This is a genomic window from Herbidospora sp. RD11066, assembly GCF_054661255.1.
On record NZ_BAAGDO010000003.1, the window covers coordinates 550,974 to 574,730 of the forward strand.

25 protein-coding genes and 1 tRNA gene are annotated in these 23,757 nt (G+C 69.4%); 16 read left to right on the forward strand and 10 right to left on the reverse strand.

The window, feature by feature from the left end:
• Positions 1-76 precede the first annotated feature (76 nt).
• The 3 genes from ACYQ78_RS14040 to ACYQ78_RS14050 are packed head-to-tail and all read left to right on the forward strand — an operon-like array spanning position 77 to position 3,196.
• The gene (locus tag ACYQ78_RS14040) at positions 77-1,747 is read left to right on the forward strand and encodes a purple acid phosphatase family protein (protein ID WP_459801249.1); all 1,671 of its coding nucleotides are present in this window, start codon (positions 77-79) and stop codon (positions 1,745-1,747) included.
• 55 nt (positions 1,748-1,802) lie between these two features.
• Positions 1,803-2,459: a hypothetical protein gene (locus tag ACYQ78_RS14045; RefSeq protein WP_459801250.1), complete on the forward strand. Its 657-nt coding sequence runs from the start codon at positions 1,803-1,805 to the stop codon at positions 2,457-2,459.
• Positions 2,456-3,196, forward strand: a complete 741-nt coding sequence (locus tag ACYQ78_RS14050; RefSeq protein ID WP_459801251.1) for a nickel/cobalt transporter — start codon at positions 2,456-2,458, stop codon at positions 3,194-3,196. The genes ACYQ78_RS14045 and ACYQ78_RS14050 overlap by 4 nt, the downstream gene beginning before the upstream one ends.
• Here ACYQ78_RS14050 and ACYQ78_RS14055 read toward each other — a convergent pair.
• Positions 3,101-4,036, reverse strand: coding sequence for an SDR family oxidoreductase (locus tag ACYQ78_RS14055; RefSeq protein WP_459801252.1), 936 nt, complete (start codon positions 4,034-4,036; stop codon positions 3,101-3,103). The two genes, ACYQ78_RS14050 and ACYQ78_RS14055, sit on opposite strands and share 96 nt — an antisense overlap.
• A gap of 86 nt (positions 4,037-4,122) precedes the next feature.
• On the opposite strand from ACYQ78_RS14055, the gene ACYQ78_RS14060 reads away from it, so the two are divergent.
• Complete coding sequence (locus ACYQ78_RS14060; protein WP_459801253.1) at positions 4,123-4,809, forward strand: TetR/AcrR family transcriptional regulator; 687 nt, start codon at positions 4,123-4,125, stop codon at positions 4,807-4,809.
• Here the strand turns inward: ACYQ78_RS14060 and ACYQ78_RS14065 are convergent.
• Positions 4,796-5,443, reverse strand: a complete 648-nt coding sequence (locus ACYQ78_RS14065) for a response regulator (protein WP_459801254.1) — start codon at positions 5,441-5,443, stop codon at positions 4,796-4,798. The genes ACYQ78_RS14060 and ACYQ78_RS14065 overlap by 14 nt on opposite strands.
• A gap of 78 nt (positions 5,444-5,521) precedes the next feature.
• On the opposite strand from ACYQ78_RS14065, the gene ACYQ78_RS14070 reads away from it, so the two are divergent.
• Positions 5,522-6,019 carry a C40 family peptidase gene (locus ACYQ78_RS14070; protein WP_459801255.1) on the forward strand — a complete coding sequence of 166 codons (498 nt, stop codon included), beginning with the start codon at positions 5,522-5,524 and terminating at the stop codon, positions 6,017-6,019.
• Positions 6,020-6,025: 6 nt separating this feature from the next.
• On the opposite strand, the gene ACYQ78_RS14075 is transcribed toward ACYQ78_RS14070, so the two are convergent.
• Together ACYQ78_RS14075 and ACYQ78_RS14080 are read right to left on the reverse strand one after the other, a co-directional pair.
• On the reverse strand, positions 6,026-6,349 hold the full coding sequence (locus ACYQ78_RS14075) for a rhodanese-like domain-containing protein (protein ID WP_459801256.1): 324 nt from the start codon (positions 6,347-6,349) through the stop codon (positions 6,026-6,028).
• Between the two features lie 27 nt (positions 6,350-6,376).
• On the reverse strand, positions 6,377-7,255 hold the full coding sequence (locus ACYQ78_RS14080; RefSeq protein WP_459801257.1) for an Fpg/Nei family DNA glycosylase: 879 nt from the start codon (positions 7,253-7,255) through the stop codon (positions 6,377-6,379).
• 26 nt (positions 7,256-7,281) lie between these two features.
• Between ACYQ78_RS14080 and ACYQ78_RS14085 the strand changes: the two genes are divergently transcribed.
• Complete coding sequence (locus ACYQ78_RS14085) at positions 7,282-7,929, forward strand: GOLPH3/VPS74 family protein (RefSeq protein WP_459801258.1); 648 nt, start codon at positions 7,282-7,284, stop codon at positions 7,927-7,929.
• Here the strand turns inward: ACYQ78_RS14085 and ACYQ78_RS14090 are convergent.
• Positions 7,926-9,104: an LCP family protein gene (locus ACYQ78_RS14090; protein WP_459801259.1), complete on the reverse strand. Its 1,179-nt coding sequence runs from the start codon at positions 9,102-9,104 to the stop codon at positions 7,926-7,928. The two genes, ACYQ78_RS14085 and ACYQ78_RS14090, sit on opposite strands and share 4 nt — an antisense overlap.
• Before the next feature lie 243 nt (positions 9,105-9,347).
• On the opposite strand from ACYQ78_RS14090, the gene ACYQ78_RS14095 reads away from it, so the two are divergent.
• Both ACYQ78_RS14095 and ACYQ78_RS14100 read left to right on the forward strand, forming a co-directional pair.
• Complete coding sequence (locus tag ACYQ78_RS14095; protein WP_459801260.1) at positions 9,348-10,772, forward strand: hemolysin family protein; 1,425 nt, start codon at positions 9,348-9,350, stop codon at positions 10,770-10,772.
• The gene (locus ACYQ78_RS14100) at positions 10,769-11,767 is read left to right on the forward strand and encodes a hemolysin family protein (protein ID WP_459801261.1); all 999 of its coding nucleotides are present in this window, start codon (positions 10,769-10,771) and stop codon (positions 11,765-11,767) included. Before ACYQ78_RS14095 ends, ACYQ78_RS14100 begins: the two co-directional genes overlap by 4 nt.
• A 262-nt stretch (positions 11,768-12,029) precedes the next feature.
• Here the strand turns inward: ACYQ78_RS14100 and ACYQ78_RS14105 are convergent.
• A tRNA-Leu gene (locus ACYQ78_RS14105) sits at positions 12,030-12,112 on the reverse strand.
• 107 nt (positions 12,113-12,219) lie between these two features.
• Here ACYQ78_RS14105 and ACYQ78_RS14110 point away from each other — a divergent pair.
• From ACYQ78_RS14110 to pknB, 7 genes are all read left to right on the forward strand, one after another.
• Positions 12,220-12,963, forward strand: coding sequence for an FhaA domain-containing protein (locus ACYQ78_RS14110; protein WP_459801262.1), 744 nt, complete (start codon positions 12,220-12,222; stop codon positions 12,961-12,963).
• Positions 12,964-12,980: 17 nt separating this feature from the next.
• Positions 12,981-13,454, forward strand: a complete 474-nt coding sequence (locus ACYQ78_RS14115) for an FHA domain-containing protein FhaB/FipA (protein WP_061290277.1) — start codon at positions 12,981-12,983, stop codon at positions 13,452-13,454.
• Positions 13,451-14,743 (forward strand): Stp1/IreP family PP2C-type Ser/Thr phosphatase, encoded by a 1,293-nt coding sequence (locus ACYQ78_RS14120; RefSeq protein ID WP_459801263.1) that lies wholly within the window; start codon positions 13,451-13,453, stop codon positions 14,741-14,743. Before ACYQ78_RS14115 ends, ACYQ78_RS14120 begins: the two co-directional genes overlap by 4 nt.
• The gene (locus ACYQ78_RS14125; RefSeq protein ID WP_459801264.1) at positions 14,740-16,128 is read left to right on the forward strand and encodes an FtsW/RodA/SpoVE family cell cycle protein; all 1,389 of its coding nucleotides are present in this window, start codon (positions 14,740-14,742) and stop codon (positions 16,126-16,128) included. The genes ACYQ78_RS14120 and ACYQ78_RS14125 overlap by 4 nt, the downstream gene beginning before the upstream one ends.
• Complete coding sequence (locus tag ACYQ78_RS14130) at positions 16,125-17,588, forward strand: peptidoglycan D,D-transpeptidase FtsI family protein (RefSeq protein WP_459801265.1); 1,464 nt, start codon at positions 16,125-16,127, stop codon at positions 17,586-17,588. The genes ACYQ78_RS14125 and ACYQ78_RS14130 overlap by 4 nt, the downstream gene beginning before the upstream one ends.
• Complete coding sequence (locus tag ACYQ78_RS14135; protein ID WP_459801266.1) at positions 17,585-18,931, forward strand: serine/threonine-protein kinase; 1,347 nt, start codon at positions 17,585-17,587, stop codon at positions 18,929-18,931. Before ACYQ78_RS14130 ends, ACYQ78_RS14135 begins: the two co-directional genes overlap by 4 nt.
• Before the next feature lie 64 nt (positions 18,932-18,995).
• Positions 18,996-20,885: a Stk1 family PASTA domain-containing Ser/Thr kinase gene (pknB, locus tag ACYQ78_RS14140; protein WP_459801267.1), complete on the forward strand. Its 1,890-nt coding sequence runs from the start codon at positions 18,996-18,998 to the stop codon at positions 20,883-20,885.
• A gap of 76 nt (positions 20,886-20,961) precedes the next feature.
• Here the strand turns inward: pknB and ACYQ78_RS14145 are convergent, their stop codons facing one another.
• Genes ACYQ78_RS14145 through ACYQ78_RS14155 form a run of 3 tightly spaced genes read right to left on the reverse strand, consistent with a single transcriptional unit; the run spans position 20,962 to position 22,315 of the window.
• Entirely contained in the window at positions 20,962-21,528 is a 567-nt protein-coding gene (locus tag ACYQ78_RS14145) for an anthranilate synthase component II (RefSeq protein WP_459801268.1), read from the reverse strand.
• Between the two features lie 4 nt (positions 21,529-21,532).
• The gene (locus ACYQ78_RS14150) at positions 21,533-21,688 is read right to left on the reverse strand and encodes a hypothetical protein (RefSeq protein ID WP_169807465.1); all 156 of its coding nucleotides are present in this window, start codon (positions 21,686-21,688) and stop codon (positions 21,533-21,535) included.
• 9 nt (positions 21,689-21,697) lie between these two features.
• The gene (locus tag ACYQ78_RS14155; protein ID WP_459801269.1) at positions 21,698-22,315 is read right to left on the reverse strand and encodes a class E sortase; all 618 of its coding nucleotides are present in this window, start codon (positions 22,313-22,315) and stop codon (positions 21,698-21,700) included.
• A gap of 167 nt (positions 22,316-22,482) precedes the next feature.
• On the opposite strand from ACYQ78_RS14155, the gene ACYQ78_RS14160 reads away from it, so the two are divergent.
• Entirely contained in the window at positions 22,483-22,731 is a 249-nt protein-coding gene (locus ACYQ78_RS14160; RefSeq protein ID WP_459801270.1) for a cell division protein CrgA, read from the forward strand.
• A gap of 79 nt (positions 22,732-22,810) precedes the next feature.
• Here the strand turns inward: ACYQ78_RS14160 and ACYQ78_RS14165 are convergent, their stop codons facing one another.
• On the reverse strand, positions 22,811-23,713 hold the full coding sequence (locus ACYQ78_RS14165; RefSeq protein ID WP_459801271.1) for a rhomboid family intramembrane serine protease: 903 nt from the start codon (positions 23,711-23,713) through the stop codon (positions 22,811-22,813).
• Positions 23,714-23,757: the final 44 nt, after the last annotated feature.

Genomic DNA, 23,757 nt, shown 5'->3' on the forward strand with positions numbered 1-23,757 from the left:
CCTTCTGCGTGGATTCGGACATCCCCTCGTGCTCCCTCGACGGGATGAACCCCCTTCCTCAGGAGTGAAGCTCGACGTGAGTGACGCCACCCGACCCTGGTCGCCGCGCACCCGGCAGGGCAAACTGATCGCGATCGGCGCCGGTGCGCTGCTTGTCGGCGGTCTGGCCTTCAGCCCCGTGGCGTTCGGCGCCGCCGCACCGCCGAAGTTCCCCGCCGCCGAGATCCACAAGCCCACCCCGATGCCCGACCGGGTCATCCTCACCCCGACCGCCACGCCCGCGTCGTCACAGAAGGTGACCTGGCGCGCCGCGGCGACCTCCGATGTCGCCCAGGCCCAGATCCTGGAGGCGCCCCGCGCGCTGGGCGACGTCGCCCCGGCCGCCGGCGCCGTCAGCAACGTGATGGCGCAGTCGAGCACCCCGGTCAACACCACCCTCGGGTACGCCTCGACCTACCACACGGTCGAGTTCACCGCCCTCAAGCCCGCCACCCGGTACACCTACCGCGTCGGCGACGGCACCAACTGGAGCGAGTGGAACGACTTCACCACCGCCGCCGCCGGTTTCCAGCCGTTCTCCTTCATCTACTACGGCGACGCGCAGAACTACATCGACTCGGCCGTCCCCCGCGTGTTCCGCCAGGCGTTCGCCGACCGGCCGCAGGCCAAGATGATCGTCAACGCCGGTGACCTCATCGACTCCGCGAACAGCGAGGAGCAGTGGGGCCAGTGGTTCAAGGCCGGCGGCTTCATCGACAGCCAGGTCAACAACCTGTCCATCACGGGTAACCACGAGTACAGCGGCCTCAACCTGTCGTCGTTCTGGGTTCCGCAGTTCCCCTACCCGGACAACGGCCCGGCCTGGACCGACTACCCGAGCGCGCAGAACATCGCCAAGACCGCGTACTACGTGGACTACCAGGGCGTGCGCTTCATCGGCCTGAACAGCAACGTCCAGTCGATCCCCGACCTGATGACCAAGCAGACCGCTTGGCTGGAGGGTCTGCTCAAGGACAACCCGAACAAGTGGACCGTGGTGACCTTCCACCACCCCGTCTACTCCAACACCGGCACCCGTAACAACCCGGTCGTCCGCGCCCAGTGGGCCCCGCTGTTCGAGAAGTACGGCGTCGACCTGGTTCTCCAGGGCCACGACCACTCGTACGGCCGCGGCAACCTGAAGACCGCCCGCCAGTCGGCGACCACCCACAACGGCGTCTCGTACGTCGTGTCGGTCTCCGGCGGCAAGATGTACGAGCTCAACGGCGGCGTGAACTGGACCGGCAACGGCGCCGAGGTCATCAGCACGAGCGAGAACACCCAGCTCTACCAGATGATCGACGTCGACAAGGACCAGATCCGCTTCGAGGCCCGCTACGCCAACGGCGAGCACCACGACGGCTTCGTGATCCGCAAGAACGACGCGGGCGAGCGCAGCGTCATCGAGCTCGGCAGCGGCAACACCGGCGAGCAGGTCACCGTCGACAAGACCAGCGTCGCGCCGGGTGAGCAGCTCACCGCCACCGCGTTCGGCTTCGACCCGGCCGAGAAGATCAAGGTCTACCTGCTCCGTCTCAAGGGCACGGTCGACACCCGCACCTACGTCGGCACCCAGACCGCCGACGCGCTGGGCAAGCTGAGCTACGGCTTCACGCTGCCGGCCGACCTCGACAAGGACAGCACCTACCGGGTGTACCTGGAGAGCGCCACCCAGAAGATCACCAGCCCGGTGATCACGGTCAAGTAGTACCGCGCCGGGCCGGCGTGATCGCGCCGGCCCGGTCGGCCCGACAGGAGATCCCTTGACCTTCCGTACCCGTCTGGCGGGCGCGCTGCTCGCCGTGGCGGCGGTGGCCGCCGTGCCGGTGGCGCCGGCCGCCGCTCATCCCTTCGGCCCGCCGTCCACCGCGCGGATCAGCGTCGACGGCTCGCGCGTAGCCCTCGCCTGGCTGGCCGCCGAGGACGACTGGGTCGCGCTCGGCCAGTCGCTCGGCGCGTTCGAGAACCCCGCCGACGGTCCGGTGTCCACCGAACTCACCGGCGAGCAGAAGCTGCAGCGGTCTGCGGCGGTCCGCGACTACCTGCTCGGCCGGATCACCGTCGCGCAGGGCGGCACGCCCTGTCCCGGGCGGTTGGAGTCGCTGGAGCAACTGGTCACCCAGGGCGCCCGGCTCTCCTTCGACTGCCCCGCCCCGGCCGTCGACCTCGACGTCACGGTGAGCGCGCTCACCGACCTCAACGAGAACTACCGGACCATGCTCACCGCCGAGACGCCCGCCACCCCGGCCCAGGCGCTCTACACCGCGCGGCAGCAGACCACCCGGCTGCGCTTCAGCGCCTCCGGCGGCGGCCCGCTCACGGCCGTGACCGCCGTCGCCGCGGGCACCGCCGCCGCGGCCGTGATCATCGGAGGGCTCGTGCTGCTGCGGGTCCGCCGCAGGAAGGTCGTACAGGCATGAACGAGATGGGCGGGGCGGACGACCGCCTGATCGCCATGTTCGACGGCGGCGCGGCGTTCTGGCTGGTCCTGGCGGTGGCGCTGGGCGTCGGCGTGGTGCACGCGGTGGCCCCCGGGCACGGCAAGAGCATCACCGCGGCGTACCTGATCGGCACCCACGGCCGCTACCGCGACGCGGTGCGCCTCGGGGTGATCGTGGCCGTCATGCACACCTTCTCGGTGCTGGTGCTGGCGCTCGCCTGGGTGGGGCTCAGCGGCGTCGCCGGCCTCGGTACGAAGAGCATCACCGCCTGGTTGCAGGTGGTCGCCGGGCTGGTCGTGATCGGCGTGGGCGTCCACCTGGTCTACCGCCACCTGCGCGAACGCGGCCACGGCCATGGACACGGGCACGGACATGGGCATGGGCATGGGCACGAGTCGCCGACCGATCCGTGGTCGCGGCGCGGACTGGTCGCGCTCGCCCTCTCGGGCGGGCTGCTGCCCTCGCCGTCGGCCTTCATCGTGCTGGTGAGCGGGCTGCTCACCGGGCGGGCGCTGGACGCCGTCGTGCTGGTGATCGCGTTCGGGGCCGGGATGGCGGCCACGCTGACCGCCGTAGGGGTCGCGACGATCAAGGGCGGTGGGCTGGTGACCCGCCGATGGTCAGTGGCCGGTTGGCTCCCCGCCGTCGCCGGAGTCGCGGTGTCGCTCGGCGGCTGTCTCTACCTGGTCGCGGCCGTCGGCGCACTCACGGCGTAGGAACGCGCCGAGGCCGGTGGGCTCCCGTCCGAGCAGGGTGGTCAGCGTCGGGTCGACGGCGGCGAACTCACCCGCGCGGCTCGCGGCGAAGATGCCCAGGAGGTGGTCGGCGGCCTCGGCCGGAACGCCCCGGCCGACGAGCCTCTCGCGGAACAGGTCGTCGGGGGCGACCGCCCTGGTGATGGTGCGGCCGGTGGCCTGGGTGGCCAGCTTGGCGGCGTCGTCGAGAGTGAGCGCCTGAGTCGCGGTGAGCGGTGGGGTGGGCCCGTCGAAGCGGCCTTCCTCGGCCAGGATCACGGCGGCCGCCTCCGCGAGGTCGTCGTGGGTGGTCCAGCTCACCGGCCCGTCGGCGGGCAGCGCGATCTCTCCTCCCCCGGCCAGGACCGGGTTGAGGAACTGCACCGTACTGGCGGTGTAGAAGCCGTTGCGCAGCGACGTGAACGGCACCCCGGAGGCGCGCAGCGCGTCTTCGGTGGCGGCGTGGTCGCGGCAGGCCTGGAAGCAGGAGGTCGCGGCGGCGCCCATGTGGCTGGTGTAGAGGATGCGGCGGGCGCCCGCCGCGACAGCCCCGTCGATGGCGGTCCGATGCTGGTGTACGGCCTCGTCCCCCATCTTGTCGACGGAGACGACGAGCACCTGCGTGGCGCCCTCGAAGGCGTGCGCGAGCCCGCCGGGGTCGGTGAAACTCCCCCGCCGCACCCGTACGCCCCGGTCTGTGAGCCCCCGCGCCTTCTCCGGGTCACGGACGCTGACCCCGATCTCCCTCGCCGGGACGCGGCTCAGCAGGTGTTCGACGATCCGGCGCCCGAGTTTCCCGGTCGCTCCGGTCACGATGATCATTGGTCCTCCAGATGATTCCAGCGGAAACAGAATGATGCTAACACTGGAAATTATCAATGGAACCAGCAGACTGATAACATCGATACATGTCACCCCGCGACCAGGAGCAGACCCGGCAGCGCGTCATCGAGGCCACGATCGCGTTGCTGACCCGCGAGGGCCGCGACGCGGTCACCACCCGCGCCGTCGCCGTGGCGGCCGGTCTCCAGCCACCGGCCATCTACCGCCTGTTCGGCGACAAGGAGGGCCTGCTCGACGCCGTCGCCGAACACGGCTTCGCCACCTTCCTGGCGAGCAAGAACCTCGAGCCGGGAGACCCCATCGCCGACCTGAAGGCGGGCTGGGACCTGGCGGTCGAGTTCGGCCTGGCCAACCCGGCGCTCTACGTGCTCATGTACGCCGACCCCGACCGGCCCGCCCCCGCCGCGTTCACGGCGGGCGTGGAGGTCCTGATGGGCCGGATCAGGCGCCTGGCCGCCGCCGGGTGGCTGCGCGTCGACGAGGACCTCGCCGCCGCGATCATCCACGCCACCGCGCGCGGCGCCGTGCTGACCTGGCTGGCCCTGCCGGAAGACCGGCGCGACCCCGCGCTGCTGACCACCCTGCGCGAGTCGATGCTCGCCGCCGTCACCACCCACGAGCCGGCGGTCCGGGAGGCCGGACCGGCCGGCGCCGCCCGCGCGCTGCGCGCCGCCCTGCCCGAACAGACCGCCCTGAGCCGGAGCGAACAGCACCTGCTGGAAGAGTGGCTCGACCGCCTCACATCGGGCTGACCAGGCCCGATTCGTAGGCGATCACCACGGCCTGGGCCCGGTCACGGGCCCCGATCTTGGCCAGGACGTTCGCGATGTGGCTCTTCACCGCCGACGGCGACAGCTCCAGCTCGGTGGCGATCTCGCTGTTGGAGTTCCCCCGCGCGATGGACGTCAGGATCTCGCGCTCCTCGGAGGTCAGCTCCGCCAGCCGGGCCGGCCGCACCTTGGTCGCCCGCACGAACGCCCCGAGCAGCCGGGTCAGCAGCCTCGGCGCGACCGTCGCCTCGCCCCCGTGGACGACCCGGATCGCCGCCACCACGTCTTCCGGCGAGACCTCCTTGGGCAGGAACCCGGCCGCGCCCGCGCGGAGCGCGTCGACCACCTGCTCTTCGAGGTCGAAGTTGCTGAGGATGAGCACCTTGGCCGGGCTCACCGCGAGCTCCGCCAGTTCGGCGGTCGCGGCCAGGCCGTCGACGTTGGGCATGTGCAGATCCATCACCACGACGTCGGGCTCGGTCTCCAGCGCGAGCCGCACCGCCTGCGCGCCGTCGGCGGCGGCGCCCACGACGGTCATGTCGCCCGCGGACTCGACGATCAGCCCCAGCCCTTCGCGGACCAGCGGATGGTCGTCGGCGATCAGCACCCTGATCATGTCGACCTCCACCCTCCATCGTCATAGGCGATGGCCACCGCGGTAGTAGCCCTGGAGGCAGGCTCTACCCTCGTACCGATGAAGACTCCCGTGATCATGGCGCTCGTCCTGTTCTGCGCCGTCGGGTCTGTTCCCCGGCCGGACGAACGCGCCCAGATCCTGGCCGCCGCGCACGCCCTGATCGGCCGGTATCCCTATTCGTGGGGCGGCGGCCATGGCGGCGGCGCGGGCCCGTCGTTCGGCATCTGCCAGGGCTACCGGGGCGACATCAAGCCCTGCCCGGCCACCCGGACCCACGGCCTCGACTGTTCGGGCCTCACCCGCTGGGTCTACAAGATCGGCTACGACCATGACGTGCTCGGCCCCGGCACCACCGACGACCACCTGCGCCGCATGCGCGAGGTGGCCGTCCCGGCCCCCGGCGACCTGGTCTTCTTCGGTACGAAGAAACGCACCCACCACGTGGGTGTCTACATCGGCGACGGCCGGATGATCAACGCCTTCAAGACGGGGACGCGAGTGCGCATCGACCCGGTGACCGCCCTCGACGACCTGCTCGGGTATTACCGCCTGTGAAGCGGGTCAGGCCACGTACGGAGGCTGGCCGCCCTCGCTCTGCATCGGCAGGCCCGAGGCCGCCCACGACTGCATGCCGCCACCGACGTTGATCGCATCCCAGCCCACGTGGTTGAGCCACGTGGCCGCCTGGGCCGAGCGCCCGCCGACCCGGCAGATCACATAGACCGGCTGCCCCTGGGGCACCTCGCCCACCCGGTTCTGCAACTGCCCGAGCGGAATGTGGGTGGCCGACGGCGCGTGACCGGCCCGCCACTCGTCAACCTCACGCACGTCGAGCAGGTAAGCGCCCTCAGGCACACCGGTCGGCTGAACGTCCCGCAGAGTCATGCGCCCCAGTGTAGGGACAGCTGCTCCCTACTTGAGCAGTTTGCTCAGCCGCCGGTCGGCCAGCGGTTTCCCGCCCGTCTGGCAGGTCGGGCAGTACTGCAGCGAGGAGTCGGCGAAGGACACCTCGCGAACCGTGTCGCCGCACACCTCGCACTTCTCGCCGGTACGCCCGTGCACCCGCAGGCCCGATTTCTTCTCGGCCTTCAGGTCCTTGGCGGCGATCCCCCTGGCCCGCTCGATCGCCTCGCGCAGGGTCACGACGATGGCGTCGTACAGGGAGGAGATCTGTTCGGGCGTCAGCGTGGAGGCGACCTTGAACGGCGACATCTTCGCCGCGTGCAGGACCTCGTCGGAGTAGGCGTTGCCGATGCCGGCGATGACCTTCTGGTCGCGTAGCAGCCCCTTGATCTGGGTCCGCTTACCCTCGATGAGCGAGGTGAGGGTCTCGACGGTGAAGGAGGGCAGCAGCGGGTCGGGCCCGAGGGCGGCGATGCCGGGCACGTCGTCGGGAGAGGTCACCACATAGACGGCCAGACGTTTCTGGGTGCCCGCCTCGGTCAGTTCGAACCCGGGGGCGACTCCGAGGTCGTCGGGCGCGAAACGGACACGAAGAGCGAGCGGCCCCTTCCCCGGCCGAACCGGCTTGGCCCCGGAGAGGTCGTCGCGCCACCGCAGCCAGCCGCCGCGTGCGAGGTGGAACACCAGATGGATGCCGTCGCAGTCGAGGTCGAGGAACTTCCCGTGCCGGGCGACCGTCGTCACGGTGAGACCACCGAGGGCGTCGATCGGCGGCGAGACGGTCTTCAGCGCCGAGAACGCGACCACGTCGACGGCCTGCACGACCTGGCCGACCGCGCGCTCGCGCAGGAACTCGGCCAGCGACTCCACCTCGGGCAATTCAGGCATACTTCAGACTACGTAGGGACGCGCAGATGACCAGCATCATCGCCGAAGACGTGCTGCTTCTCGGTTACGACGAGAAGACCGGCCAGCCGACGATCAGTTCCATCGGCCTGAACGCGGGCCTCGCCGGGGCGATCCTGGCCGAGCTGGCGATCAACGGCCGGCTGAGCCTGGCCGACAAGAAGGTCGTCGTCACCGACGCCACCCCCGTCGGCGATCCGGAGCTCGACGCCGCCTTAGAGCGGATCGCCGCCGAGGCCAAGGTCCGCGAGCCCGAGTGGTGGATCGGCAAGCTCAACGGCGACCAGCTGCGGCAGCGCCTGCTGGTCAGGCTCGTCGAGAACGGAGTCCTCTCGGAGGAGAAGAGCAAGATCCTCGGGCTGTTCAAAACGGTCAAGTACCCCGAGCTCGACGGCAGCGTCGAGCGCGCGGTCCGCCAGAAGGTGGAGAGCGTGCTGACCGGCGCCGAGCCCGACCCCCGCACCGCCGTCGTCATCGGGATCATGCACGCCACCAAGGCGCTGAAGAAGCAGTTCCCCGGCACCGACGACGCCCGGGTGAAGGAGATCACCGAGGGCGACTGGGCCGGGGAGGGCGTGAAGCAGGCCATCGCCGCCGTCGAGGCCGCCGTGCTCATGGTGCTCACGACGGTCGTCATCGTGACGGCGGTGAGTTAGCCCTTCTCGATCGCGCTCTTCGGCACGGGCTTGTCGGCCTCCAGCGCCTCGAACAGCTGGTTGGCCCTGGTCGCGTCCCACTTGACGACCGACTGGCCGTCGATGGTGGGCAGCGAGCCGATCGGCACCGCCGTCGTCACCGGGTTGTTCTTCATCGCCAGGCCGAGCGACAGCAGGTTGAACGGGCCGGTGCCCGGGTCGACCGCGACCGACTCGGCGGCGCTGTTGGCCAGCGGGACGGCCGTGAACGGGTTGATCAGGGTGCCGGGGCTGGCGGCCTTCTTGACCACGGCCGAGAAGAACTCGCGCTGGCGCTGGGTGCGGTCGAAGTCGGGGATGGCACCGGTCTTGCGGGTGCGGACGTAGCCCAGGGCGGTCGCGCCGTCCATGGTCTGGCAGCCCTTCTTGATGTTGAGGGCCGCCTTCGGGTCTTTGATCGCCTGCTTGGGGCAGATCTCGACCCCGCCGACGGCGTCGACGATGCCGACGAACCCGCCGAAGCCGATCTCCATGTAGTGGTCGATGCGGATGCCGGTGACCTGCTCGACGGTCCGGGTCAGCAGCTTGGGGCCGCCGAAGGCGTAGGAGGCGTTCAGCTTGCCGTTGCCGTTGCCCGGGATCGGCACGTAGGAGTCGCGCGGGAGGCTGACCAGGGTCGGCCGTCCGTCGCCGTCGGGGATGTGCAGCAGCATCATCGTGTCGGTACGGCGGCCGACCGCGGAGCCGGTGCGGAGCTTCTTCTTGTCGGCGGCGCTCAGGCCCTCACGGCTGTCGGAGCCGACCAGCAGCCAGTCTTGCCCCGGCGTCTCGGCCGGACGGCCGTCGTAGTCGGTGAAGGCCTCGATCGAGTTCATCTTGCCCTGCACGCTGAAGAACAGCGCGACGACCCCGATCAGCACCAGCGAGAGGAAGACCGCCAGGCCGATGGCGATGTTCCGGCCGATCCGGCGCGGCTTGCGCGGCCGGCCGCCACCGCCACCGAAATCACGCGCCTCCGGGCTTGGCTCGTTCCCACCACCGAACATCCTGACCGGTGAGGTGCCCTTCCGCGGCTTGCCGTAGACCTTGGAACGGCCTTTGGGCTCGGGCCCCTTGACTTCATGCTCGCGGACCGGGTAGGCCGGAGGCTCCAGCGGCCGCCGCACCATTCGCGTCGGCTCGTTGTCCTCAACCACGTTCCTCTACCCCCCGCTTGCCGAGACATGACACTGCCTTGACGGTACGCCGATCCGACCGCCGGGGGCGGGCCCGTTATCAAGGTTTTCCTATGGAAAAGTACACAGAACCGATCCAGGAAACATCATCGGCCGGTCGGCCGTTACGGTTGAAGCACCCCTAGTTGAAAGGACCGTCGTGTCCGTTTCGGACCCCTGGAGTACCAGCCCGTGCCTTGGCACGGGTCCACGTGAGGCGATGAGATGACCATCGTCCTCGGCCTCCTCGCCGTCCTGCTCCTCACCTTGGCCACCGGCTTCTTCGTGGCCCAGGAGTTCGCTTACGTCGCCGCCGACCGCGCGCTGCTGCGCCAGCAGGCCGACACCAATCCCGCCGCCCAGCGAGCCCTCGACGTGACCGGCCGGCTCTCCTTCATGCTGTCGGGCGCCCAGCTCGGCATCACCGTCACCACGCTCCTCGTCGGCTTCCTGGCGGAACCGGCGATCTCGGTGTCGCTGCGCGGTCCCCTCGAAGACCTCGGCCTGCCGCCGGGCGCGGTCCCCGGCGTGAGCGTCGCGGTCGGCGTGGCCATCGCCACGATCATCCAGATGATCCTCGGCGAGCTGGCCCCCAAGAACCTCGGCATCGCCCGGCCCGAGCCGGTGGCGATGTGGCTGTCCCGCCCCACCCTCATGTACCTGAAGGTCGCCGGCCCGCTGATCCGGCTCTTCGACGGCGCGGCCACCCGGCTGGTCCGGCTGTTCGGCATCGAGCCCGTCGAGGAGATCGAGCACGGCGCCACGCCCGAGGAGCTGTCGCGCATCCTCGACGACTCCCGTGAGGCCGGCGACCTGCCGCCCCGGCTGGCCGACCTGCTGGAGCGCGCCCTGGAGTTCGGCGACCGCACCGCCGACGACGTGATGATCCCGCGTCCGCGGGTGGTCTCGCTGCACGCCGACGCGCCGGTGTCCTCCCTGGTCGACGCCGTCCGCGACCACGGCCACTCCCGCTACCCCGTGCTCGGCAGCGACACCGACGACGTCGTGGGCGTCGTCGGCCTGCTCGACTACCTGGGCCGCGAGGGCGAGACCACGATCGGCGGCATCATGCGCACCCCGCTGCTGGTCCCCGAGACCCTGCCGGTCCCGGTCCTGCTCTCGCGCATGTCCGGCGGCACCTTCGCCTGCGTCATCGACGAATACGGCGGTCTCGCCGGCGTCGTCACGATCGAGGACCTGGCCGAGGAACTCGTCGGCGAGCTCATCGACGAGAACGACCCCGAGCCCCTCGGCGTCACCGTCAACCCCGACGGCACCTGGGACGTGCCCGGCACGCTCCGCATCGACGAGGTCGAGCGGGCGACCGGTGTGACCCTGCCCGAAGACGACGGCTACGAGACCATAGGGGGTCTCGTGCTGGCCGAGCTGGGCCGCATGGCCGAGCCCGGCGACGCCGTCACCGTCGCGACCGTCGAAGAACACGACCTGCTCGACGAGGACGAGGGTCCCCGCCACGCCCTGCTGACCGTGCTCGACGTCCACCGGCGGGTGCCCCAGATGATCCGCCTCGCGATCGCGGCGGCCCCGGCCGCCGGGGAGGTCGCCGAAGAGGCCCTCCACGAGAACACCGGCCCGCAGGACTACGCGCCCGAACTCTTCTCGGCCCTGTTCCAGGGGAGGCCGGTGTGAGCTCCACGATGGCGCTCCTGCTCGGTGTCGTCCTGCTCGGACTGAACGGCTTCTTCGTGGCCGCCGAGTTCGCCGTGATCTCCGCCCGCCGCCACCGCCTCGAAGAGGCGGCCACCGGTCCTTTCGCCCGCGTCGCGGCCAGAGCCGCCCTGCGCGGCAGCCGCCAGCTCTCGCTCATGCTGGCCGGCGCGCAGCTCGGCATCACGCTCTGCTCGCTGGGCCTGGGCATGGTGACCGAACCCGCGCTGCACCACCTGCTCGAACCGGTTCTGGCCGGCCTGCCCGAGAGCGTCGGAACCGCGGTCTCGTACGTGCTGGCGCTCGCGATCGTCACCTTCCTGCACATGGTGGTCGGTGAGATGGCGCCCAAGTCGCTGGCCCTGACCCACCCCGAGCCGGCCGCCCTGGCCTTGGCGCTGCCGTTCCGCGGCTTCGTCTGGCTGGTCCGGCCGCTGCTGTCCGGGCTCAACGGGCTGACCAACGGCCTGCTGCGCCTGTGCGGCGTGCGTCCCCGCGACGAACTGGCCACCGCCCGCACCCCTCACCAGCTCGCCATGCTGGTGGCCGAGTCGGGCCGCATGGGCATGCTCGACCGCGACGAGCACGACCTGCTCACCCGGGCGCTGCGGGTGCAGAACCAGCCGGTCGAACGGCTGATGACGCCGCTCGCCGACGCGGTCACGATCCCCGCCGACGCCTCCTCCGAACACGTGCACAAGACGGCGGTGGCGGCCAACCGGCTGCGGATGCTGGTGACCTCGCCCGAGGGCGTCAGAGGTGTGCTGCACGTCCGGGACAGCCTGGTCCATCCCGAGATGACCCCCGGGGAGCTGGCGACGCCCGTACCGACCCTCAAGTGCTCGACGCCGATCCCCGACGCGGTGACCGCCCTTCAGGACGCGCGGGCACAGCTCGGCCTGGTGGTCGACGACCGCGGCGAGGTCGTGGGCGAGATCAGTGTCACATCCCTCATCGGTGAACTTCTCACCGTCTGACTCAGGGGCCGCTCCCGTCACAGGGAGCGGCCCACATCCCGGGACATTCGGTCTCGCTTTATGAGACTTCGGGCAAACTTTTTCATTCGATCCCGGGTGCAAGCGGTTTGAAAGCCGCGCTTCGGAGAATATGGATCAGCGCCGCAGGAATCGGCGACCAGTTCCGGAGGGATCCCCCGTGCGACCAGGGCCGTTGAGCGCCACAACGAAAAAACCCCGCCGGTGGAAGGTGTTCCCTTCGACCTGCGAGGTGAATTCTTTGTGGGCAAGGGGGGAGTTGAACCCCCACGTCCTTTCGGACACACGGACCTGAACCGTGCGCGTCTGCCATTCCGCCACTTGCCCTTGCGGGTGCGCCTCTTTTCGGCTGCCTGGAAAGGTTAGCACGGATCCGCCAGTGCCACTGAACCCGGATACGATCCGTGTAGACGATGGAGGAAGGGAGGTAGCCGGTGGGAGTCCTTCAGCGCTTCGAGCGCAGGCTCGAAGGTTTGGTTGAGGGCGCCTTCGCGCGTGCGTTCAAGTCCGACCTTCAGCCCGTTGAGGTCGCAAGCGCGGTGCAGAGGGAGATGGACGACCGGGCCGCGATCGTCGCTCAGGGCAGAACACTTGTCCCCAACGACTTCGTGGTCGAGCTGTCCACGACCGACAACGAGCGCCTCGAGGTGTACGCCGACAGCATCAGCCACGAGCTGGCCAATCTCGCGCGGGAATACGCCAAGGAGCAGGGCTACTCGTTCGTCGGGCCCGTCCGGGTGCGCTTCGAGACCGCCGAAGACCTCGCGGTCGGGCTGTTCCGGATCCGGTCCGGCGTGATCCGCGGCGCGACGGTGGAGCAAGACGAGATCAGGCAACCGGTCAGCGACGTCCCCGCGGCTCGCAAGAGCAGCGCTTTCGGGGGCCGGCCCCGCCTGCTGGTGTCCACCCAGGACGACCCGCAGGGCCAGCGATCCTACGAGCTGACCACACCGGTCACTCTGCTGGGCCGGGGGACCGATTGTGATCTACGGCTGGTGGATCCGGGCGTATCGCGGCATCATGCCGAGCTACGGGTCGAGGGTCAACAGGTCGTTCTGGTGGATCTCGGTTCAACGAACGGCACCTTCGTCAACGGGCAGCCGGTCCGCAGGATCGAGATGCAGGACGGGACGAGGGTGACACTGGGGCGAACCACCCTGGTGTTCAAACGCGATTAAAGGTAGACAAACGGTCCATGTCCGAGCTCGCGCTGCTGCTGATCAGGCTCGCCTTCCTGGCGGTGCTCTGGTTCTTCGTCATTGCCGCGGTCGGCGTGATCCGGACAGACTTGTTCGGTCCGCGAACGGCTCCTTCCGCGAATCCGCGTAAGTTGCCCACCAAACCGGCGAAGAATATTCCTGCCAAGCCCAAGAGGGGGGAGCCACGTCAGATGGTCGTCACAGGTGGCCCCCTGCAAGGGACCATCATCAACCTCACCGAACAGCCGATCACGATAGGCCGGGCCACTGACTCGACGCTCGTCCTGAGCGACGACTACGCGTCCAGCCGCCATGCCCAGCTGTTCCCCCAGGACGGTCAGTGGATCGTGGAAGACCTCGGCTCGACCAACGGAACCTATCTCGACCGTTCCAAAGTGACCCGCCCGACGCCGGTGCCTCTCGGGACTCCCGTCCGCATCGGCAAGACCGTCATCGAATTGCGCAAATGACAACAGCACTCCGATACGCCGCCCGCTCGGACGTCGGCCTCCTCCGTGAAGGAAACGAGGACTCGGCGTACGCCAGCGGCCGCCTGCTCGCCGTCGCCGACGGCATGGGCGGGCACGCTCACGGTGAGGTGGCCTCCTCGGTCGCCATCGCCGCACTGTCGTCCCTTGACCGGGACGCCTACGGGAGTGACCTGGTCGGCACGATCGAGGCCGCGGTCCGCGACGCCAACCACCAGCTCCACACGATGGTGGCCCGCGATCCCAGCCTCAAGGGCATGGGGACCACGCTCACCGCCATGTTGTGGAACGGCACCAGGTTCGCGCTCGTCCATGTGGGCGACTCGCGGGCCTACCTGCTGCGCAACGGTGAGCTCTACCAGATCACCCACGACCACACACTCGTGCAGTCGCTGGTGGACGACGGCCGCATCACGCAAGAAGAGGCCGCCAACCACCCGCAACGCTCGATCCTCCTGCGCGCCCTCGACGGCAGCGGCGAGGTCGACCCCGACCTGCAGGACAGGGAAGCCCAGATCGGCGACCGCTACCTGCTGTGCTCGGACGGCCTGTCTACCGTCGTCAGCGCCGAGACACTCCATCACACGCTCTCCACCATCGACGATCCGGACGACGTGGTACGCCAGCTCATCGACCTGGCCAATCGCGGCGGCGGACCTGACAACATCACGTGCGTGCTGGCAGACGTCATCGAGACAGACGACGTGCAGCCGCTCAACCACGTGGCGGCGGTGGTCGGGGCGGCCGGTTCCGGTCGCGGCCGGTCGGCACCGCCCGACAACCCGGCGGGCCGGGCCATGACGGTGACGGCGCCTCAGCCGGTCATCGTCGACCTGGAACTCGACGACAACCCCGCGCCGGAGGCCCTCGCGGCCTCCGGCCGCCGGGCCACCGCCCGCAAGAAGCGCACCTGGCCGGTGGTCACGACGTTACTGGTCGTCGTCGTGGGGGTGCTGGGCGCCGGAGGCTACTTCGGCTACCAGTGGACCCAGAACCAGTTCTACGTCGGCGAGGACCAAGGCCGCCTGGTCGTCTTCCAGGGGGTCGACGCCGACCTCGGTTTCGTCTCGTTCAAGCACGTCGTCCACACCTCCGACCTGTCGGTCTCGGCTCTCCCGCAGGTGGAACAGGACAAGGTGCAGAGCGGCATCATGGTCAACGACGTCGACGCCGGAAAGGCGAAGATCGCCTCACTGACCGGAGGCACCGAGAGCCCGACGACGCCTGAGGCGTCCCCCAGTGCCGGCGAACCCTCGGAATCGCCGTCGTGACGACCGCACCCGTAGCGGAGGTGTCCGCCGTCCCGACGACCGCGAAGCGACGGGGCGCGCAGCTCCTCATGCTCGCGTTCGCGATCGTGGTCGTAATGGCCGCCTACGCGAGCGTCGGCCTCGGCCTCGACGGCCAGATCCCCTCCGGCACGTTCACCTACGGCCTCGGCCTGGCCGCGCTGATGTTCGCCGCCTACGGCGTGCTGGCGAAATGGGCCCCCTGGGCAGATCCCCTGCTGCTTCCCCTGGTGACTTTGGTCAACGGGCTCGGCCTGGTGTTCATCTACCGGATCGAGCAGACCGGGCAGGCCGGCGCGTCCGGCTCGCAGCAGCTCATGTGGACCGCGCTCGGCGTGGTGATGTTCTCCGCGACCCTCATCGTGTTGAAGGACCACCGGACGCTGCAGCGCTTCACGTACACGATGGGCTTCATCGGGCTCGCGCTGCTGATCATGCCGCTGCTGCCGATCATCGGTGAGGACGTCAACGGCGCGAACATCTGGATCAAGATCGGCCCGCTGACCTACCAGCCGGCCGAGATGGCGAAGATGGCGCTGGTCATCTTCTTCGCCGGCTACCTGGTCGCCAAGCGCGACGTGCTGGCCCTGGCGGGGCGGCGGCTGTTCTTCATCGACCTCCCCCGCGTGCGCGACCTCGGGCCGGTCATCATCACGTGGGGCCTCAGCCTCGGCGTGCTGGTGCTCCAGAAGGACCTGGGCAGCTCGCTGCTGGTGTTCGGCACGTTCATCGCGATGCTCTACATCGCCACCCAGCGCACCTCCTGGGTGCTCATCGGCGTGCTGCTGTTCGTGGGCGGCGCGGTGCTGGCGGGGCAGATCTTCGGTCACGTACAGGACCGGTTCGAGGTCTGGCTCGACCCCGGCAACCCCGAGTTCTACGAGCGTGAGCTCGGCGGCAGCCAGCAGCTCATGCAGGGCCTGTTCGCCATGGGTTCGGGCGGCATCCTCGGCACCGGCCTCGGCCAGGGGTTCCCCCGCGAGATCCCGCTGTCGTTCTCCGACTTCATCATCGCCGTCGTCGGCGAGGAGCTCGGCCTGACCGGCCTGATGGCCCTGCTGATGGTCTACGCCCTCATCGTCGAGCGCGGGCTGCGCACCGCACTGGCCGCCCGCGACCCGTTCTCCAAGCTCCTGGCGGGCGGGCTGTCGTTCCTGCTGGCCTGGCAGGTCTTCATCATCGTCGGCGGCGTGACCCGGCTGATCCCGCTGACCGGCCTGGTCACCCCGTTCATGTCGGCGGGCGGTTCGGCCCTGCTGACTAACTGGATCCTTATCGCCCTGCTGGTACGCATGTCGGACGCGGCACGACGCCCGCCGCCCCAGGCCATCCAGAACGAAGGACTCACCCAGGTGTTCACGCGATGAACGCAACCATCAAGCGCGCAGCCGTCGCCTGCATGGTCATGTTCGCCCTGCTCATGGTCAACGTGAACTACCTGGGAGCGGTGAAGGCCGGCGACTACAGCACCGACAACCGCAACAAGCGGTCGTTCTACGCGCGCTACTCGGTCGACCGGGGCTGGATCACCGCCGACGACGGCAAGACCACCCTGGCCAAGACCGTCGACACCGGCGACAAGACGTTCCGCTTCGAGCGCGAATACCCCAACGGCCGCATGTACGCCCATGTGCTGGGCTTCTTCGCGCCCGAGAGCGCGCGCGGCATCGAGCTCAACGAGAACAAGCTCCTCAACGGCAGCGACCCCGACCTGGTCGTCGGCCGCCTGATCGACTTCGTCAGCAAGAAGCCGCCGAAGGGCGCGAGCGTCGACCTGACCATCGTTCCGGCCGCCCAGAAGGTCGCCTACGACAAGCTGCGCGCCAGTGGCAAGCGCGGCGCCGTGGTCGCCGTCAACCCGAAGACGGGCGCCGTCCAGGTGATGGTCTCGCTGCCCACCTACGACCCCAACGAGCTGGCCTCCCCCGACAAGGCGAAGGTCGCGCAGAACTACAACAAGCTGGCGGCCGACGACACCGACCCGCTGCTCAACCGGGCGGTCGAGAAGACCTACCCGCCGGGCTCGACCTTCAAGGTCGTCACCGCGGCGGCGTTCCTCGAGGCCGACAGCAGCCGCGACCCCGAGACCACCGTCCCGGCGCCCCAGGTGCTCGACCTGCCGGGCACCACCGCGGGCCTGCCCAACTACGGCGGCGCGGCCTGCGGCGGCGGCGAGGTGACGCTGCGGTTCGCGCTGGAGCGCTCGTGCAACACCCCGTTCGGCCAGATCGGCATGGACCTCGGCTGGGAGACGATGCGCGAGGAGTCGGCCAAGTTCGGGATCGGCGAGCCGATCCAGTTCGACCTGCCGGCGGCCGGCACCACGATCGGCCCCGAAGAAGACATGGCGGCGCTCGCGCAGCTGTCGATCGGCCAGCGCAACAACCAGCAGACCCCGCTCCAGATGGTGCAGATCGCCTCGGCGATCGCCAACAGCGGCGTGCTGATGAAGCCGACCCTGGTCAACAAGATCACCGGCCCCGACGGCGGCGTGATCCAGGACTTCGAGCAGGACGAGATCGGCGAGGCCATGAGTGGCGAGGTCGCCGACGAGCTCAAGCAGATGATGGTCTCGGTGATCACCAACGGCACCGGCACCGGCGCCCAGATCCCGGGTGTGACGGTGGCCGGCAAGACCGGCACCGCCGAGGCGGGCGACGCCCCGGCGCCGCACGCCTGGTTCATCGGCTTCGCCCCGGCGGAAGACCCGGTGACGGCGATCTGCGTCTTCATCGAGGCGGGCAGCGCCGGCAACGACGCCACGGGTGGTGGCACGGCCGCGCCGCTGGCGCGTGACGTGATGCAGGCGGTGCTCGGAGTCAAATGAGCCACGGGCTGCTCGGCAACCGATACCGGCTGACCTCCCGAATCGCCATCGGCGGGATGGGTGAGGTCTGGCGCGCGACCGACGGCCTCCTCCAGCGGGAGGTCGCGGTCAAGCTGCTGCGCGCCCACGTGGCCGCCGATCCGGCGTTCCGCGACCGGTTCCGGACCGAGGCCCGCATCACGGCGGGGCTGGCCGACCCGGGCATCGCCCAGGTCTTCGACTACGGCGAGGAGAACGACCTCGCCTACCTGGTGATGGAGCTGGTGCCGGGAGAGCCGCTGTCGGCCGTGCTGGCCCGCAACGGGCGGTTGAGCGCCGAGGTGACCCTCGACGTGATCTCGCAGGCCTCACGCGGCCTCCAGGCGGCCCACCAGGCCGGTGTGATCCACCGCGACATCAAGCCGGGCAACCTGCTCGTCACCCGCACCGGTCTGGTCAAGATCACCGACTTCGGCATCGCGCGGGCACTCGAGTCGGCGTCGGTCACGCAGACGGGAACGGTCCTCGGCACCGCCCAATACGTCAGCCCCGAGCAGGCGTCGGGTCACCCGCTGACCCCGTCCACCGACCTCTACTCGCTGGGCGTGGTGGCCTACGAGTGCCTGACGGGACGGCCGCCGTTCCTGGCCGAGACGCAGGTGGCCGTCGCGCTGCTCCACCTCAACGAGCAGCCGCCGCCGCTGCCCGACCACGTGCCGTCCGCCGTGCGGGCGCTGGTGATGGCGCTGCTGGCCAAAGACCCGGCGCGGCGTCCGGGCAGCGCGCGTGAGCTGGGCGACCGAGCGATGGTGCTGCGCGACGCACTGGCCGGGCCCGAAGAGGCCCCGCTGAGCGGTCTGACCGGCCCCAGCGTCGTCATCACCAACCGGGTGGGCACCCCGCCGTCGGGTGGTCCGCTCTCCACCAAGCCGCTGCCCCAGAACGGGCGCCGGACGACCGCACTCGTCGTGGCGACCGTCGGTGCGGTGGCGGCGGCCGGATTCGGGGCGATTCAGTTCATACCGACTTCGCAGGAGCCGGAGACGGTGACCGGAACGTCGTCGGAAGATGGAGGTCAGGTGACGTTCGCGCCGGTCGACCAGCCGAAGCGGACCTCACGCACTCCTCTCGTGCCGGCCACGCGCCGGCCACCCTCGGTGCCGTCGGCCCGGCCTATTCCCACGCCGTCGGCTACCGTTGTCAAGACGGCGATCCCGACCCAGAGCCCCGCGCCGTCGCCGACGACCACGACGACTCCCACCCCGACCCCGACGCCGAGTGAGACTCCGACGCCAAGTGAGACTCCAACATCGCCCACACCTTCCCCAACCGCCACGACCCTCCCGAATGAGGAGACGCCATGACGTATGGGGTTGATGATGGACAACGGCGGCACCCCACGATGAACGGCAAGGGACTGTGCAGGAAATGACTCAGCCACGGCAACTCGGCGGTCGATACGAACTCGACGGCGTCGTCGGGCGTGGCGGCATGGCCGAGGTCTATCGCGCCCGGGATCTCCGGCTCGACCGCATCGTCGCGATCAAGACCCTCCGCGCCGACCTGGCCCGTGACCACACGTTCCAGGCCCGGTTCCGTCGTGAGGCACAGTCTGCGGCGTCACTGAACCACCCATCGATCATCGCGGTGTACGACACCGGCGAAGACATGATGGACGGCACCCCGACGCCCTACATCGTCATGGAATACGTCGACGGGCGGACCCTCCGCGACCTGCTCCGGCAGGACCGGCGGCTGATCCCCGAGCGGGCAGCCGAGCTCGTCGACGGCATCCTGCGGGCGCTCGACTACAGCCACCGGGGCGGGATCGTCCACCGCGACATCAAGCCGGCCAACGTCATGCTGACCCGCAACGGCGAGGTCAAGGTGATGGATTTCGGCATCGCCCGCGCGATGGCCGACTCGGCCGCCACCATGACGCAGACCGCCCAGGTGATCGGCACCGCCCAGTACCTCTCGCCCGAGCAGGCGCGCGGTGAGCGCGTCGACGCCCGGAGCGACATCTACTCGACCGGCTGCGTGCTCTACGAGCTGCTGACCGGCCAGCCCCCGTTCACCGGCGACTCCCCTGTGGCGATCGCCTACCAGCACGTGCGCGAAGACCCGATCCCGCCGTCGCGGATCGACCCGGAGATCCCCAAGTGGTGTGACGCCATCGTCCTCAAGGCGATGGCCAAAGACCCGGTGCAGCGCTACCAGAGCGCGGCCGAGATGCGGGCCGACCTCCAGCGCGCCGTACAGGGCATGCCGATGGACCCGCAGACGATGGCCCTGGCCAACAACTACGGCCAGTACGCCGGCGCCGACCGCACCCGCACCATGACCAGCGCCCAGGGCGCCGCTCCGGCGCAGGGCACCCGCCACATCCCCGCTTACGAATACGGCGAGGAGGAGCGCACCAGCCGCAGCGACCGCCACCGGCAGCGGAGCAGCCCCGGGGCGACCGCCGCCAAGACGGCCGCGTGGATCCTCATCCCGCTGCTGATCATCGGCGCGTTCGTCTGGGTGGGCCTCACGTTCCTGTCGGCGCCGGGCGACGGCGAGAAGGTCGAGACGATCCCGGTCCCGGTGATCGAAGACCAGCCGAAGGCCGAGGCCGAGGCCGCGCTGACGGCGGCCGGGTTCAAGGTCACGCTCGAAGAGGAGTTCAACGAGGACTACAAGAAGGGCCGGGCGATCCGCACCGACCCCGCGGCCGGTGAGCAGCTCGAGAAGGGGAAGCCGGTCAAGCTCTTCGTGTCCAAGGGCGTGGAGACCATCGCGGTCCCCAACGTGGTGGGCAAGACCCGTGAAGACGCCATCGCCGAGCTCACGGCCGCCGAGCTGAAGTTCACGATCGACTTCGAGAATTCCTCGGGCAAGCAGGGCACCGTCGTCAAGATGGACCCGGCGGCGGGCGAGGAGGTCAGCAAGGGCAGCCGCATCAAGCTGACCCTGCCGACAGAGCTGATCGAGGTCCCGACCGTGACGACGCTGACGGTCGACGACGCGCGCCAGACGCTCGAAGAGGCCGGCTTCAAGGTCAACATCTCGGAGCAGCCGAGCGACGTGGTCCCGCAGGGCATCGTGATCGACCAGACGCCCGCCGGTGGGTCGAAGCAGGCGCCGAAGCGGACGATCACGCTGATCGTGTCGAGCGGCCCGCAGGCCCAGCCCGAGTTGCCGCCGACCAACGACCCGGGCACCGAGTTCCCGACCGAAGACCCGCCGACCAACGACGGCGGCGGCACCGACGACCCCAACAACCCCGGTGACGGCGTTGACGTCGACACGGGCGGCGGCGGGTTCGGCCAGTAAACGCGAAGAGGGTTTCCGCCACTCGGGGGCAATGGCGGAAACCCTCACTGTGATGTCGGTGACAGCCCCCGGCGTGTTACAGGTTTCCGAGCCAATTTCCGAGCAATTGTGAGCCATGCTCGGAGAGGACCGACTCTGGGTGGAATTGCACCCCCTCTAAGGGCGCCGACCTGTGCCGCAGTCCCATGACCACCCCGTCGGGGGTGGTCGCGGTGACGATCAGGTCGGCCGGGACGCTCCCGGGCGTGACGGCCAGCGAGTGGTAGCGCGTCATGGTCACCGGGCTCGGCAGCCCCTCGAACACCCCGTGGCCGTCGTGCACGATCGGGCTGGTGCGCCCGTGCAGCAGCTCGGGCGCGCGGGTCACCTCGGCGCCGTAGGCGATGGCCAGGGCCTGGTGCCCGAGGCAGACGCCCAGGTAGGGCAGCCGCCGGTCGGCGCACCAGCGGACCAGCGGCACACTGACCCCCGCATCTTCCGGCGCTCCGGGCCCCGGGGAGACCAGCACCCCGTCGAACCCGCCGGCGTCGGCGACGGTCACCTCGTCGCGGGGGCGCACATCGCAGTCGGCGCCGAGGACGCGCAGGTACTGGACGATCGTGTGCACGAAACTGTCATGGTTGTCGACGACCAGAATGCGCACCTGCTCACCCTACGGTCACCTCGTCAAGGGCGACACGCGGCTCCAGCCAGGGGAAGACGCCGTACCAGAGGAAGAGCCCGGCCAGGCCCAGCAGCAGGAGCATGCCGACGAGCTTGGCGGCGGTGTTGCCGGGCAGGTGACGCCAGACGAAGCCGTACACGCTGTCTCCTTAGATGACGTCGCGCTCTTCGGTGGTGGCCAGGGTGCCGAAGACGATGAGGCGCTGGCGGGCCGAATATTCGGGATGACACGTGGAGAGGGTGATCACGGCCTTCTCGGCCTTCCTGCCCGGGTGGCCGGGCACGGGTTCGATCATGTCGACCTCGGTCGGCTCGACGATCTTCGATCCGGTGACCTTGTACGTGTACCGCGCCTCCCGCGAGTCGATCACGATGTCATCACCCTTTCTGAGCTCGTCGATCCGGTTGAACGGCGCCGAATAGGTGGTGCGGTGACCCGAGACGACGAAGTTGCCGACCTCGCCCGGCTGCGCCGAGCCCGGATAGTGGCCGGGGCCCTGCCGGAGGTGCTCGTCTTCGACGCCCTCGACGATGGCGTATTTGTAGGTCGCGCCCAGGCGGGGCAGCTTGAGCAGCGCCACGGCGCCGCCGAGCTCGATCTTCCCCAGGGTCTTCTTCGCCTGGTCGGCGACGAGCTGCTGCTGGAGAACGCGCTGGTGGCGCTCGGTGTAGGCGCTGGTCCCCCACAGCAGATAGGCGCAGAAGAGCAGCAACACGACACCCAGGGTGATGCTGAGCTCACCGATGGTCCTCAGGATCGCCCTCACCGGGACACCGTAAGAGCGGGGGCGCCCGGGGGTGTCAGCGTTGACGAATTGTTTGCGGACGTCCGGTGGAAAGGGGAATCGCCCTTCGGGGACGTCGGCGTCTATTCTTAGCGACTACGCTTACTGCCAAACCCGCATCGAGCGCGGGTGACCATCAGGAGACTCCCGTGCCCAACTCGAAGGTTCGCAAGAAGGCCGTCTACACCCCGCCCCAGAAGGTCACCACGGTCAAGGTCAGCCCCCGCTGGCTGGCTCCGGTGATGGTGGCGTCGTGGATCCTCGGCATCGGCTGGATCGCGGCCTACTACATCGTCGGTCGCACGGGCCCCGTGTTCGAGCCGCTCGGCAACTGGAACCTCGCGATCGGGTTCGCCCTGATCATCTTCGGCGTCGTCCTCTCCACGAAGTGGCGTTAGCCGAGACCACGGCGACGGGCTGACACTTTCCACAGGCTTTTCCACAGCCTGGGGAAGCCTCAGCCCGCGCCTGTAACATTCAGCCTCTGCCGGGCCAGACGATCCCGTTCTGACGCTCCCACTCGGCGATGAGCGCGTAGGGCTCGCCGAAGTAGACGGTGAGCACGAGCACCAGCACGACCGCCACCACCCCCGCCCACTGGATGATCGCCCTGTTGCGCTCGGGTGCGTAGGCGAAGATGGCCGCCACCAGCGAGCCCACCACGAGGCCGCCCAGGTGGCCCTGCCAGCTGATGCCCGGGATCACGAAGGTCAGCACCACGTTGATGCCGATCAGCCAGACCACCCCGCGGGCGTCGTAGCCGAGACGGCGGGCCATCACGAACAGCGCGCCGAACAGGCCGTAGATGGCGCCCGAGGCGCCGACCGACGGGTAGACGCTGAACAGGTAGACGGCGGCCGAGCCGCCCAGCGCCGCGACCAGATAGAGCGCCGCGAACCGGGCGTGGCCCAGGCGGCGTTCGAGCTCCGGCCCGATGGCGTAGAGCGCCCACATGTTGAACAGGATGTGGGTGATCGAGAAGGCCGAGGTGGGCTGCAGGTGGAGGAAGGCCCCCGACAGCAGCCGCCAGTATTCGCCGTCGTAGATGTGGCCGGGCGAGGTGTCGAACAGGTTGACGAAGTCGTTTCCGAGGACGAACTCGGCGGCGTAGGCGACCACGTTGATGATCAGCAGGCCCCACGTGACCCTGGGCACGGTGACGTGACCGCCGCCGAACTGGGCACGGGCCTGGCGGACACCCTTGTTGCCCTCACGCACGCACTCGACGCACTGGAAGCCGACCGACGCGTTCTGCATGCAGTCGGGGCAGATGGGCTTGTCGCACCGCTGGCAGCGGACGTAGGTCTCGCGCTCGGGGTGTCGGTAGCACGTGGGCACCGCCGCCGAGCCCGGTTCGATCGGGGGAGGCTGGGTGGTCATGGGGTCCTTCCGGAGGGGCCTAACCTCAGCCTGCCATACGGAAA

Excerpts from the sequence above, each read along its gene's own strand:
- ACYQ78_RS14075 (WP_459801256.1), bottom strand. The coding sequence starts at position 6,349 with ATGACTCTGCGGGACGTTCAGCCGACCGGTGTGCCTGAGGGCGCTTAC.
- ACYQ78_RS14050 (WP_459801251.1), top strand. The coding sequence starts at position 2,456 with ATGAACGAGATGGGCGGGGCGGACGACCGCCTGATCGCCATGTTCGAC.
- ACYQ78_RS14135 (WP_459801266.1), top strand. The coding sequence starts at position 17,585 with ATGAGCCACGGGCTGCTCGGCAACCGATACCGGCTGACCTCCCGAATC.
- ACYQ78_RS14085 (WP_459801258.1), top strand. The coding sequence starts at position 7,282 with ATGACCAGCATCATCGCCGAAGACGTGCTGCTTCTCGGTTACGACGAG.
- ACYQ78_RS14065 (WP_459801254.1), bottom strand. The coding sequence starts at position 5,443 with ATGATCAGGGTGCTGATCGCCGACGACCATCCGCTGGTCCGCGAAGGG.
- pknB (WP_459801267.1), top strand. The coding sequence starts at position 18,996 with ATGACTCAGCCACGGCAACTCGGCGGTCGATACGAACTCGACGGCGTC.
- ACYQ78_RS14095 (WP_459801260.1), top strand. The coding sequence starts at position 9,348 with ATGACCATCGTCCTCGGCCTCCTCGCCGTCCTGCTCCTCACCTTGGCC.
- ACYQ78_RS14130 (WP_459801265.1), top strand. The coding sequence starts at position 16,125 with ATGAACGCAACCATCAAGCGCGCAGCCGTCGCCTGCATGGTCATGTTC.
- ACYQ78_RS14080 (WP_459801257.1), bottom strand. The coding sequence starts at position 7,255 with ATGCCTGAATTGCCCGAGGTGGAGTCGCTGGCCGAGTTCCTGCGCGAG.
- ACYQ78_RS14055 (WP_459801252.1), bottom strand. The coding sequence starts at position 4,036 with ATGATCATCGTGACCGGAGCGACCGGGAAACTCGGGCGCCGGATCGTC.
- ACYQ78_RS14115 (WP_061290277.1), top strand. The coding sequence starts at position 12,981 with ATGTCCGAGCTCGCGCTGCTGCTGATCAGGCTCGCCTTCCTGGCGGTG.
- ACYQ78_RS14165 (WP_459801271.1), bottom strand. The coding sequence starts at position 23,713 with ATGACCACCCAGCCTCCCCCGATCGAACCGGGCTCGGCGGCGGTGCCC.
- ACYQ78_RS14070 (WP_459801255.1), top strand. The coding sequence starts at position 5,522 with ATGAAGACTCCCGTGATCATGGCGCTCGTCCTGTTCTGCGCCGTCGGG.
- ACYQ78_RS14060 (WP_459801253.1), top strand. The coding sequence starts at position 4,123 with ATGTCACCCCGCGACCAGGAGCAGACCCGGCAGCGCGTCATCGAGGCC.
- ACYQ78_RS14120 (WP_459801263.1), top strand. The coding sequence starts at position 13,451 with ATGACAACAGCACTCCGATACGCCGCCCGCTCGGACGTCGGCCTCCTC.